Genomic DNA, 12,159 nt, shown 5'->3' on the forward strand with positions numbered 1-12,159 from the left:
TCTCCTTAAATATGCCGGTTCAGCCCGCCCGATACGTCGAGCTGGGCGCCGGTGATGTAGCTGGCGGCGCGCGAACCGAGGAAGGCGATGGCATTCGCCGCTTCCTCCGGGTCGCCGAGGCGCCGGAGCGGAATGCCCTTGCGCTCGGCGAGCGCGCCATACCATTCGGCGCGGCTGACCGACTGGTCCTCGCGCGCGGCGAAGCGGCGGGTCCACTGGCCGGATTCGATCAGCCCCATCAGCACCGAGTTCACGCGCACATCGGGGGCAAACTCGACGCTGAGCGATTTCAGCAGGTTCTGCACCCCGGCCCGCGCCGAGGAGGTGCAGACCATGTGCGGCTCGGGCTGGTAGGCGAGCAGCGAATTCACCGCCACGATGGCGCCCTTCGCCTCGCGCAGCATCGGCAGGAAAGCGTTGATCGGGTAAATCTGGCTGAACAGCTTCAGCTCGTATTCCGCCCGCCAATCCTCGTCCGCCGTGTCGGCGAAGGTGGATTGCCGCCCGGCACCGGCATTGTTCACGAGCAGATCGCAGCGGCCCCAGCTTGCCTGCACCTCATCGGCGAAGCCCTGCACCGCCGCCTTGTCGAGCACCGAGAACGGGCGGGCCAGCACGCGCTCGGCGCCGAAATCGCGCCGCAGCACCTCGGCCACCTGTTCCAGCCGCCCTTCGTTGCGGGCGCAAAGGGCCACGCGCGCACCGGCGCCAAGCAGCACCTTAACCGTCGCAAGGCCGATCCCCGACGAGCCGCCGGTGACGACGGCGACCGCGTTGTCATAGCCCAGATGCATCAGGCCGCTCCCCGCTCGCGGCTGGCCAGGTCGGGAAAGCCCGGATCGGGACGGCCCTGCATCACCGCGCGCTGCGCCGGGGTGGGCGGGCCGGCCGTCATCCACTGATCCATCGCTTCGGGATCGTCGCGCGACCAGACCTTCGCTTCATGCGTCGCGTCGTCGATCTGCTGCAATTCGGAGGTGAACTCGATCACATAGCCGGAGGGCGAGACGAAGTAAGCAAAGGGGTTGTCGCCCGGCCCGTGGCGGCCCGGCCCCCAGCTCGGCACATGGCCCTTCTGCTTCATCCGCCCGATCGAGCGCATGAACTCGTTGAGCGTCGGCAGCTCGAAGGCGACGTGGTTGACGCTCGGGTATTGCGCCCGCACCAGCGCGATCGAATGGTGATCGGTGTTGCAGCGCAGGAAGACCATCTGATCGGCGGAATAATCCGAGGTGCGGAACCCCAGCACCGTCTCATACCAGACCTGCAGTCCCTCCATATCGGGGGTGTTGAGCACCACATGGCTCACCTTGCGCGGCTTGGCCCAGTCCGGCTCTTCGTCGAGCACCCGGGCCTCGGTGCGGAACCGCAGACGGCGGTTATCGGGGTCGAGCATCTCGAAGCCGTAGCCGCCCACCCAGTCGGTGAACTCGGCGGGCGCCCCCAGCGCCACCGCCCCGTGCGCGACGACCTGCGCGTGCAGCGCGTCCATCGAGGGGCGGTCGGGCATGGCGAAATGCACGTATTCGATGCCGTATGTCGCGCCATCCTTCAGCCCGTAGAGGAAGGGCTCCTTGCCGGTGCCGCGCAGAAGCGCCTCGCCATCGGCCCGGTGCGCAAGGCTGAGGCCCCACATATCGAGGTAGAACGGCAAGGTTTCGGTCATGCCCGGCGCGCGCATCATGATGCCGCGCAGGCTGCCAACCCGGGTAATCTCGGTCACGTCTTCATCCTCCATGCCGCCGGCGGTGTCATCCCGCCGTTTCCGTTTGTGTTTCGAGCGCGGCGGCAAAGCCCGCCGGCGCCTGTTGATAGATCGCGTGCCCGGTATCGGGCAGAATGGTCAACTGGCCGCGATGGCGTGCCGGCACCGCAGCGAGCGCACGGCGCGCGCCATCGGGCGGCGTCACCACATCCTCGGCGCCGACGATCACATCGGTCGGCACCGCCAGACGCTCGGCATCGTCGAGCAACCGCCCGGAGGCAAGCATCCGCGCCGCCTGCGCGTAGCCCGGCAGCGACACTTTCGACATGCCCTCGCGCACCAGCGCCACCACATCCGCATGGGCTTCGGGGGCGTGGACCAGCCGCGCCGAGCGGGCCGCGGCAAAATCCACCGGCCCCAGATCCTGCAGATCGTCGATCCGCGCCTGCGCCGCCGCGCTGAGCCCACCGCCGCGCGGCACGCCATGGCCCAGCGCCGGCGAGGCCAGCACGAGCCGCTCCACCCGGTCGCGGTTGCGGGCGGCAAAGGCCGCGCCCATCAGCGTGCCGAGCGAATGGCCGACCAGGGTGAAGGGGCCGAGATCCAGCGCCTCGACAAGCCCCAGCAGAGCGGCGGCGTAGTCGCTCGCCTCCGGCCAATCGTCGTCGAACGGAGCCGAACCGGCATAGCCCGGCGCATTCCATGCGATCACCCGCGCATCGGCGGCCAGATACGGCAGGAGCGGCGTGAACGAGGCTGCCTGCGAACCGATCCCGTGCAGCAGCACGAGCAGCGGCCCGGTGCCGGGGCGTTCGAGATACTCGATCCCGGCGGCGGCATTCTGCACCCAGCCGGTCATGTGAACACGAAGCCGTTATTCACCGGCAGAAGCTGCCCGGTGAGGGTGAGCGCGCCTTCGCTGAGCAGGAAGGCCACCACATCCGTGATCTCGCCCGGCCCCTGCGCCCCCGGCACGGCACGGCCGTCTTCATAGAAGCGATGCCGCGCCGGCGGCACGTATTCGGTGCTCTCGGTGGTGAGGATACCGGGCGCCACGGCGGTCACGCCCACCCGGTCCGGCCCGAGTTCGCGCGCCAGCGAACGGGTCATCGCGATCACCGCGCCTTTCGAGGCGACGTAGGACATCAGGTTCGGCGCGCCCCAGAGCGCGGTGTCGGAGGCGACGTTGACCACCCGGCCGGAACCGGAGGCGCGCAGGAGCGGCGCGGCGGCGCGGGTCATCAGCCAGGTGCCGCGCACGTTCACGCGCTGCACCCGGTCCCAGCTCTCGATCTCGATGTCTTCAAAGCCGATGCCGCCGATCCCGGTGGCGATGGCGCCGTTATTGACAAGGCCGTGCAGCGCGCCGCCGGTCGCGGCGGCGACCGCTGCCGCCAGCGCCTCGACCGACGCCGGATCGGCCAGATCGACGCGCGCGAAGGTCGCGCCCAGCGCCCCGGCGGTCGCCCGGCCCTCTTCCTCGGCGATATCGGCAAGGATGAGCCGCGCGCCCTGGGCGGCGAGGCCCCGGGCGATCTCCGCCCCAAGCCCGCGCGCCGCGCCGGTCACCAGGATATGACGGCCGTCGAGCAGCATCACTCCGCCGCCACCTCGGCCGCTTTCAGCTCGGCCTCGATCTGGCCTTTTGCCGCGCGGGTGAGCATCTGCCGCAGACGGCTGACGCCCAGATCGTGCTGGTAGAGCATTTCGCGCCGGCGGGCATCGTCGGGCATGCCTTCGAGCATCACCCGGTCTTGTTCCAGAACGTTCCAGTGGTTCTCTTCAAGCTGGGCGCGGTAGAGGAAGCGCCAGCTTTCGCGCGCAATGCCCTCGACCTCGCGCAGCCGCCAGAAGAAGACCTTGGTGGTGTGCTCGTCGACCGGCTGGACAAAGCCCACGATGCGCATGAAGCTGCCGGGCCCCGCCGCCGGCGGATAGGGAATATCGAGGAAGCAGAACATGTCGCCCGCATGAACCTCGAATTCCGACCAGTCGAAGTTTTCACCCACCTGGCCGACGCGCTCGACGCGGAAGCCATGCTCGGTCTTGTCGAGCTTCATCAGATCCTGCTTCGAGCCATAGGCCAGCGTGAAGCTTTCGGCATGCAGATAGCAGCCGTGCATCGGGTCGGCGAGGTTGTCGAGCGCGTAGCGGTAGTTGGTTTCCCACACCGAGGTGCAGAGGAAGCCGGTCCAGCTGTCGCTCACCAGTTCCTTCGGCATGACGAGTTCCGGCGCGTCCGGCTTGTCGAGCGAGGGGACATAGACGAACACCGCGTCATTGCGCTCGGTCACCTCGTAGGAGGTCAGCGCCTTGCGCCCTTCCAGCGCGCAATCGGGCATCGCGGGCACCTGCTCGACCACGCCGTCGCCATTGACGACCACGCCGTGATACCGGCAGGCGATGTTGCCGCCATGAACCTCGCCATAGCTCAGCGGCGCGCCACGATGGGGGCAGAAATCCTCAAGGCAGCGGATCTTGCCCGAGCCGTCGCGCCACAGCACGATCTTTTCGCCCAGAAGCCGGGTGCCGTAGGGCCGCGAGGTCTTGATCTCGACCGATTTGGCCACCGGATACCACTGGCCGCGCAGGCCCTCGTTCACCCGTTTTTCGATCAGCGATTTCTTGTCGATTGCGGTCATTTTCTTATCTCCCTGTCAGTCCGCCGCGCTCAGTGTTGCGCTTTGGGAAGGTAGTGCAGCACCCGCTCTTCGATCCGTTCCAGCACGACGTAGAGAACGAAACCGATCACGGTGAGCAGGATGATGGCGTTGAACACCATCGCGGCATTGGCCTGGCCGCCGCCGTAGGAAATCAGGTAGCCCAGCCCGGTATTGCCGCCGACGAGTTCGCCCACGGTCACGCCGATCACGGCCAGCGTCGAGGCGATACGCAGGCCCGCCATCAGGTTGGGCAGGGTCGAGGGCATCTCGACCTTCCAGAAGATGCCGAGGCGGGTCAGGTTATAGGCGCGGGCGAGGTTCACCAGGTCGCGGTCGACGGTGCGCATCGCCTGCAGCACATTCACCAGCACCGGGAAGAAGACGATCAGCACGGTGACCAGCAGCTTCGGCATCGAATTGTAGCCGAACCACATGATGAACAGCGGCGCGAAGGCGACCTTGGGCGCGATCTGGAGCGCGAGAATGTAGGGGGAAAGGACTTTCTCCCAGAATTGCGACATCCCCAGCAGGTAGCCCATGACGGCGCCGAGCAGGCTGCCGATGACGAAGCCGAGGATGGTATAGAGCGCGGTGGAAAGGATATGGCCGAGCAGGCTCTCCTGCATCCACATGCGCTTAAGCTCGATCATCGAATCCGACAGCGTCGGGATGATGAAGCGCGGCACGTCGAGCGCCGTGGGCAGATATTGCCAGGCGAGCAACACCAGGGCGAGGATGCCAGCGCTCGTGAACTTGGTGGCATGAGTGCGAACCATGGAACGGCTCCTCGTTGCGGGGCGTTTGCCGGGGGTCGCCGGGGCCTTTATGGCCCCGGACGAAGGATGCGTTGCGTCGGTCATTTGATGAAGTCGTTGGTGTAGAGCTCGTCGACCGGCACGGCGGTCTGGACGATGCCGCTTTCGACGTAGAACGCCTGCACCGCCGCGATGCGCTCGGGATCGAAGGCGCCGAGCGGCTGGTTCTCGCCCTCGGGATAGATCAGCGCCGCGTAGGAGCGCATGATCGCCTCGATCTGGTCTTCGGTGCCCGCGTGCTGCGGCACGAAGCCCACATAATCCTTGGCCGCCTGCGCCGGATCGGCAACGATATCGCGAATGCCCTGAAGCACGGCGCCCACGAAGCCCTCAACGATCTCGGGACGCTCGGCGATGGTTTCATCCGAGGCAAAGATCGCCTGAGCCATGGCCGGGAAGACAGTGTCGACCGGCATCTGGTCCATTTCGACGCCGGCGCCCTCGATCGCGGCGATCCATTCCGGCACACCCGACAAACCGTCGAGATTGCCGGCGATGGAAAGCTGGATGATCCCGCCCGACCCCACGGCCTGGATATCGACATCGTCAGCGGAGAGCCCCACCGAGGCGAGCACGCCGAGCAGGTTGTAATAGGTGGTGTCCTGGAAGGCGAGAACGCCGATGGACTTGCCGGCGAAGTCTTCCGGGCCGGTGATGCCGCTGTCGGTGCGCCAGGCAAGCTGGGTCAGGCCGCGGCCGCCGAGCAGGGCCACGCCGCGGATCGGCAGGCCGTTGGCGCGCACGATGATCGGCGTATCGCCGATGCCGCCGCCAAGATCGGCATTGCCGAGCGCCACCTGCGTGGCCACATCGGCGCCGCCCTTGCCGACCTGGAAGGTCACATCGAGGTTGGCATCGGCAAAGTAGCCCTTGCCGAGCGCAAGCTGGAACGGCGCGAAGGCGGGCAGGAAGTCGGGCGCGGGGAACAGGTAGGTCACCTTTTCCTGGGCCATGGCCGCCGTGGCCGATACCGCGATCACCGCGGCCGCCACCGTTTTCAGAAGCAGTCGTTTCATATGTCTGGTCTCCCTGTTCAGGCTGCTTTTTCTTCGAGTTTGAGATGTTTGAAGAGCTGCGTGGCATAGTCCGCCACTTCCGGCATCTGCCGGCGTTTTATCGGCTGATCGCGATGCGGCAGGTCTACCTTGATTTCGGCGATGATCGTGCCGGGGCGTTCACTCAGCACCAGGATGCGGTCCGACATCAGCACCGCTTCCGCGAGATCGTGGGTGATCAGAAGCGTGGTCTTGCCCGCGTCCTTGATCGTGCCGGCGAAGGAGTTCTGCAGCAGCAGCTTGGTCTGGGCGTCGAGCGCCGAGAAGGGCTCGTCGAGCAGGATGATCTCGGGGTCGATGGCCAGCGTGCGCGCCAATGCCGCGCGCTGCCGCATGCCACCGGAAAGCTGGTAGGGAAAATGGTCCTCGAACCCGGCGAGGTGGCAATGCGCCAGTTCTTTCATCGCCCGCGCCCGGCGCTCCTGACGGCCAACGCCGCGCGATTCGAGCCCGAATTCGATATTGTGGACGATGCTGCGCCAGGGCAGCAGCAGGTCTTTCTGCAGCATGAAGCCGACATGGGCATTCGGCCCCGTCACCGGCTGATTGCTCACCAGAACCTCGCCCTCGCTGGGCTGGTAGAGGCCCGCCGTCATCGACAGGATGGTGGACTTGCCACAGCCCGAGGGGCCGACGACGGAGACGAATTCGCCTTCCTCGACGCGGAAGCTCACGTCGTTCACCGCCAGCAGCGAGCCGCCGTCACGGGTGTCGAAGCTCTTCGAGACGCCGCGAAACTCAAGCGCCATAACCGTGCTCCGCATAGGCGGCGTCGAGCTCGGCGTTGATCGCGGCAAGCTCTTTGCCGAGGCTCTCCTCGCTCCAGTCGGAGCCGCCGGCGATCGGCGCGACAACGCCCCGCCTGGCAAGCTCGGCGGCCACCGCGGCAAAGTCATGCGTGCCGGCGCCATAGATATCCATCAACGCCGATGCGAGCGCGGTTTCCTCGGCGGTCAGCGCGCGCCCACGGCTCTGATGCGCCAGCGCAGGGCGGCCCGTGTCACGTGCCCGCTCCGAGAGTCTGTCCTTGAATGCGTCCATTGTCGGCACTCCCTGTTTGAGTGATGTGTTCATTATTGTGCACTGTGTTCAAATACGATTTTCGGGCAATCGGCCTTGAAGTCAAGAGATTTCTGCGCATTTGCCTGTCTTCAATACGGTTGCGCCCTTTATCTTGACGACCTGCCCTGCTTTTCGGCATTATTCATATGTGAAAATTTTGTTCATAAATGAACCAGTATCAACAGGGCACAGAAGGACACTCACGACATGGCGAAGCTGAAAATCGCGATTGCCGGCGGTGGCGTCGGCGGAATGACCACAGCCATCGCGCTCCAGGCGCGCGGGCATACGGTGGAAATTTTTGAGCAGGCTCAAGCCTATGGCCGCGTCGGCGCAGACGTGAACCTGACCCCCAACGCGGTGCACGCGCTGGACGGTCTCGGTCGCGGCGTCGGGGCGGAGCTGCGCAAGACAGCCGCCCGCCCCGACTACCGAATCAGCCGGATGTGGGATGACGGGCGCGAGACCTCGCGGCTGCCGATGAGCACGGCGGCGGAAGAAAAATACGGCGCGCCGCAGCTCACCATCCACCGCGCCGACATGTTGGGCGCGGTGGAACAGGCGCTGGAGCCGGGAACGATTCGCTTCGCCACCGGCGTGACCGGGTTCGTGGAAGACGGCAGCAAGGTGCGCCTCACCTTCGCGGACGGCAGCAAGAGCGACCCGGCGGATGTGGTGATCGGCGCCGATGGCATCCATTCGGTACTGCGCACCCAGATGTTCGGCCCCGATGCGCCGCGCTTCACCGGCCTCGTCTCGTGGCGCGCGGTGGTGCCGCGCAGCGCCGTCGAGGGGCTCGACAACCTCGACAGCTTCACCAAATGGTGGGGGCCGGAAGCCGAACGCCAGATCGTCACCTTCCCGCTCACCCGGGGCGAAGAGATCTTCATCTTCGCCACCACGCCCGAATCCAACTGGGAAGAGGAAGGCTGGACCCTGCCCGGCGACATCGCCGAGCTGCGCGCCGCCTATGCCGATTTCCACCCCGATGCCCGCGCGCTGCTCGATGCCGTCACCGAGGTGACACGCTCGGCGCTGCATGTGCGCGAGCCGATGGCGCGCTGGTCGGCAGGCCGGGTCACCATCCTTGGCGATGGCGCGCACCCGATGGTGCCGTTCATGGCGCAGGGTGCCTGCATGGCGATCGAGGATGCCGTTCTGCTCGCCCGCGCCCTCGACGAGCGCAGCGACGACGTGCCCTCGGCGCTCCGCCTCTACGAAGACAGCCGCCGCGACCGCACGGCGGCAGTGCAGCGCGGCTCGCTGGCCAATGACTGGCTGAAACAGGGCGGCAATGCCGACTGGGTCTATGGCTACAACGCCTGGGAAACCCCGCTCGGCGAACCGGCGCCCACGGCCTGAGACGCCGCTTTCCTCCCGCCACAGGGCGCAGCGCCACGGTGCTGCGCCCTTTTTCTTTGCCCCGCCGCCGCCAGGCCAAAAGAAAAGGCCGCCCCGCCTGAGCGGAGCGGCCGGTGCCTGCCCGTGAGTGGTAGATCAGGCGGCTTGGTAAGTCACGCCATCGTCGGTGGCGGTGCCGATCACGGCCCAGACCGTGGCATGACCCGCGCCGTTGTTGCGGAACCAGTGCGCCTTGCCGGCGGGGGTTTTCACCAGATCGCGGGGGCCGAGTTCCACCTCGACCTGCTCGCCGTTCTCTTCCCAGCCCACGGTCAGCGAGCCTTCGAGCACGAGATAGGCGTCTTCGACCTCGCGGGTGAAGGCTTTCACCCCGGCGCGGCTGGGGATGCCCCACATTTCCTTGCGGCAGGTGTCGTTGTCGATCCCGCCGGGGCCGACATAGACCTTGCGGGTAAAGCCCGCCTCTTCCCAGATCGTCGGCACCTCCGAGTGGCGCACCACGTATTGGCCCATCAGCTTTTGCAGCGGATGCTCGCCCTGCGGGTCGAACGGCATGGTCTTGCCCGGCGCGGCGCCGAAGCTGCGGGCCAGTTCGGGCGGATGGTCCTTCGGGTGATAGTGGTAGACCGGCGGCAGCGGCTTGCCGACATCGACCGAGATCGACATCAGCACCGGCTCGACCCCGTCGACGCGGAAGCCGTGGCCGACTTCGCGGGCGTTCAGGATCATGTCTTTCGGGCCGAGATTGACCTCGACCACCTCGCCGTCGCGCTCCCAGCCGACCACGAGCGCGCCGTTGATGATCAGGAAGCTCTCCTCGATCTCATGGCTGTGGCAGGCGGCGTAGCGGCCCGGCTCCTTGTAGATCAGCGACAGGGTGAAGTGATCGGGTTTCAGCGTGGTGGTGTCGCCCACCTTGGGCGAGCCGCCGGCGCCGATATAGCGCATCTGCGCCCGGGCCAGCTCGTCATAGCCGACATTCGACGGGAAAGCCTTCCAGTCGAAGGTCTTGTCGGTGAAGCGCCCGGTATGGGCCTTGAGCTCGGCAGCGAGCGGTGTGGGCATTCCGGCCTGTGTATTCATGCGAATCCTCTCCTGTATCGCGCGGTTTCATCATGAATCTGGGTAGCCAAGCGGTGTTTCATATTCCATACTGCGTTTTATGAGCAAAACAGAAGCCACGGAAGAAGACCGCTACCTGGTGCCCGGGCTGATGCGCGGGATGCAGGTGCTGGGCGCCTTTACCCCGGAGCGGCGCGAGATGAGCCTGAGCGACGTGGCCCGCGCCATCGGCCAGAGCCGCTCGGCCACCTTCCGCACCGTCTACACCCTCGCCCATATGGGCTATCTGCTGCACGACGAGCGCAACAAGACCTACAGCCTCGGCCCCGCCGTGATGCGGCTCGGCTACGGCTACATGGCCAACCGCGAGCTGGTGGAAATCGCCATGCCCGAGCTGGAACGGCTGCGCGACGAAACCGACTGGTCGGCCCATCTGGGCCTGCGCGACGGCGCGCGGGTGCTCTACATGCTGCGCGCGCCCAGCCGCCTCGGCATGGGCAGCATCGTGCATGTGGGCAGCCGCCTGCCCGCCGTCGGCACCACGATGGGCCGGGTGCTGCTGGCCGCGCTGGACGATGCAACCATCGTCGCGCTCTACCGCGATGCGCCCCCGGCGGTAGCGGGTGGCGCGGTGCTGGCCCTGCCCGACATCCTGGCGCAATGCCACCGCGACCGCGAAAGCCATACCGTGGTGCAGATCGGCAGCTTCGAGGCCGGCGTTGCCTCCGCCGCCGCGCCGATCACCGATATGTCGGGCAATGTCATCGCCGCGATCAACGCCACGCTCGCCAGCGGCGGCGCGTCCGACGTGCCCGACAGCGTGCGCGATGCGGTGCGTGAATCGGCCCGGCGCATCTCTTACCTGCTGGGCAGCGCTTAGCCGGGCCCGCCGGCGGGCCATCGTTGCCTAAGACAACCTGCGGATGTGCAATATGGCTTTCGCGCTATCCGCGAAGCCACAATTTCGCTATAATCTTCCGATCCACCCTGGCGTGGAGTCCCGTGCCCCGATTTCACCACACGATGTTTCAGGTTGTTCCCGGTATTTGAGTAGCTGACCCGCAGCAGCCGAGAATCCAAACGATGATAGAAATTCGCAGCCGCAATTTCGAAGCCGATATGCTCAGCTCCGGCCTGGTGGATCTGTATGGCGATATAACCCGAGGCATGGAAAGCCTGCGCCTGTCTGATCGGGAAGACGGCTACTTCGGCGTCGATGGCGGGCCGGTCGGGAGCGGGAATATTTCGGCCAGCAAGATCGTCGCGTCGAACTGCCTTCTGAAACTTCCCGAAAGCGGCGTCATTCGATACGAGAAGGCGACATTTGGCGATGTCGGCGCCGACATCGCGGATGATTGCGTCGAGATCACGTCGACCGATGCCCTTATCGTGGGCGATTGCGGTGTTGAACTGAAGGTCAGGCCGGGCAAGCAGGTTGTGCGCGGGTTTGCGACAACGCTGACGCTGGATCTTCTCGATGCCTACATTCGGCAAGGCCGGCTGAGGCGAACCGGGGCGATCAGAACCACGGCGATAAGGAATTCCGGCCCGCATGGCGTTGACGGCGAACTCATTTCGCTGACCACCCATGCCGTCGACCATATCGACAGCTTCGGCAATGGCCGGTCGGGGCTTCTCATGGAAGCGTTGCTGCTCGAAACCTTCGTGAATCTTCTGATCGCGATCGGCGCGCTGGAACTGAGAAACGGGATAACCACCGCGGCGGCCTCGGTCGCCCGGCGCGCTCAGGATTACATCCATGAGTTCTACGCCGATCCCCTGACGGTGACCGACATAGCACAGGCGACGGGCGTCGGGGTGAGGCAGCTTCAGTTGTCGTTCAAACAATGCCTCGCCACCACACCGCGCGAGTATCTTTGCGGCGTTCGGCTGGATGCAGCGCGGCAGATGCTGCTGAACCATCCTGCCCTGAATGTCACCGAAGTCGCGGGCGAGTGCGGGATTTCACATATGGGGCGGTTTGCCAAAGAATACAGACGGCGCTTCGGTGAAGTGCCGTCAGAGACCCTGATGCGCTCCAGGGCGCATTAGCGCGGGCTTCACGGTTTCTGACAGCCCGATCGCTCGGGCCGGATGCTGTTCCCGAATTCCGGGCCGCCCCGCCGCCGAAACACCTGATCTTCCCGGTGCCGCAAACGAAGCATAGTCGCACAACCGGACCGGCTGCACGACGTGCCGCGCCGGACTTGCGAATCGGAGGATTCGCGTATCGGACAATGTCGGTTCGCGCCCCGGATATCCGTGGTCTGATTTCGTAGCTAGCATGGAATCACCGATACGGAGCTTATCGTGACCCCAGAACAGATCTTCGCCGTTGTTGCCGCAATGGTGGCCGGCCAGCCCAACGCCGATTTCGACCAGTTGCACGCAGGCGGCTACGATGCGCGATATCCGGTCACGGTCGAAGCCTGCGA

13 protein-coding genes are annotated in these 12,159 nt (G+C 65.8%); 3 read left to right on the top strand and 10 right to left on the bottom strand.

Annotation, left to right across the window (positions count from 1 at the left end; translation table 11 throughout):
• Nucleotides 1-5: 5 nt before the first annotated feature.
• The 9 genes from QMG28_RS16475 to QMG28_RS16515 form a co-directional block, all read right to left on the bottom strand.
• Nucleotides 6-794, bottom strand: coding sequence for an SDR family oxidoreductase (locus QMG28_RS16475; protein WP_281843416.1), 789 nt, complete (start codon nt 792-794; stop codon nt 6-8).
• Nucleotides 794-1,723: a VOC family protein gene (locus QMG28_RS16480; RefSeq protein ID WP_281843417.1), complete on the bottom strand. Its 930-nt coding sequence runs from the start codon at nt 1,721-1,723 to the stop codon at nt 794-796. Before QMG28_RS16480 ends, QMG28_RS16475 begins: the two co-directional genes overlap by 1 nt.
• A 28-nt stretch (nt 1,724-1,751) precedes the next feature.
• Complete coding sequence (locus QMG28_RS16485; RefSeq protein ID WP_281843418.1) at nt 1,752-2,564, bottom strand: alpha/beta fold hydrolase; 813 nt, start codon at nt 2,562-2,564, stop codon at nt 1,752-1,754.
• Nucleotides 2,561-3,301 (bottom strand): SDR family oxidoreductase, encoded by a 741-nt coding sequence (locus tag QMG28_RS16490; RefSeq protein WP_281843429.1) that lies wholly within the window; start codon nt 3,299-3,301, stop codon nt 2,561-2,563. The genes QMG28_RS16485 and QMG28_RS16490 overlap by 4 nt, the downstream gene beginning before the upstream one ends.
• Complete coding sequence (locus QMG28_RS16495; RefSeq protein ID WP_281843419.1) at nt 3,301-4,347, bottom strand: Rieske 2Fe-2S domain-containing protein; 1,047 nt, start codon at nt 4,345-4,347, stop codon at nt 3,301-3,303. The genes QMG28_RS16490 and QMG28_RS16495 overlap by 1 nt, the downstream gene beginning before the upstream one ends.
• 29 nt (nt 4,348-4,376) lie before the next feature.
• Nucleotides 4,377-5,144, bottom strand: coding sequence for an ABC transporter permease (locus QMG28_RS16500; protein WP_281843420.1), 768 nt, complete (start codon nt 5,142-5,144; stop codon nt 4,377-4,379).
• An 80-nt stretch (nt 5,145-5,224) separates the two neighbouring features.
• Nucleotides 5,225-6,199, bottom strand: a complete 975-nt coding sequence (locus QMG28_RS16505) for an ABC transporter substrate-binding protein (protein WP_281843421.1) — start codon at nt 6,197-6,199, stop codon at nt 5,225-5,227.
• A 17-nt stretch (nt 6,200-6,216) separates the two neighbouring features.
• Nucleotides 6,217-7,002, bottom strand: coding sequence for an ABC transporter ATP-binding protein (locus QMG28_RS16510; protein ID WP_281843422.1), 786 nt, complete (start codon nt 7,000-7,002; stop codon nt 6,217-6,219).
• On the bottom strand, nt 6,977-7,279 hold the full coding sequence (locus QMG28_RS16515; protein ID WP_281843423.1) for a recombinase-like helix-turn-helix domain-containing protein: 303 nt from the start codon (nt 7,277-7,279) through the stop codon (nt 6,977-6,979). The genes QMG28_RS16510 and QMG28_RS16515 overlap by 26 nt, the downstream gene beginning before the upstream one ends.
• A gap of 228 nt (nt 7,280-7,507) precedes the next feature.
• On the opposite strand from QMG28_RS16515, the gene QMG28_RS16520 reads away from it, so the two are divergent.
• A complete protein-coding gene (locus tag QMG28_RS16520) occupies nt 7,508-8,662 on the top strand; it encodes an FAD-dependent monooxygenase (protein ID WP_281843424.1) in 1,155 nt (384 codons plus the stop codon).
• A gap of 135 nt (nt 8,663-8,797) precedes the next feature.
• Here QMG28_RS16520 and QMG28_RS16525 read toward each other — a convergent pair whose 3' ends face one another.
• Nucleotides 8,798-9,745 (bottom strand): cupin domain-containing protein, encoded by a 948-nt coding sequence (locus QMG28_RS16525; RefSeq protein ID WP_281843425.1) that lies wholly within the window; start codon nt 9,743-9,745, stop codon nt 8,798-8,800.
• Between the two features lie 79 nt (nt 9,746-9,824).
• Between QMG28_RS16525 and QMG28_RS16530 the strand changes: the two genes are divergently transcribed.
• Nucleotides 9,825-10,604, top strand: a complete 780-nt coding sequence (locus QMG28_RS16530) for an IclR family transcriptional regulator (protein ID WP_281843426.1) — start codon at nt 9,825-9,827, stop codon at nt 10,602-10,604.
• Between the two features lie 287 nt (nt 10,605-10,891).
• Complete coding sequence (locus tag QMG28_RS16535; protein WP_281843427.1) at nt 10,892-11,776, top strand: AraC family transcriptional regulator; 885 nt, start codon at nt 10,892-10,894, stop codon at nt 11,774-11,776.
• Nucleotides 11,777-12,159: the final 383 nt, after the last annotated feature.

The organism is Sinisalibacter aestuarii (assembly GCF_027923545.1).
Classification (GTDB): Bacteria; Pseudomonadota; Alphaproteobacteria; order Rhodobacterales; family Rhodobacteraceae; genus Sinisalibacter; species Sinisalibacter aestuarii.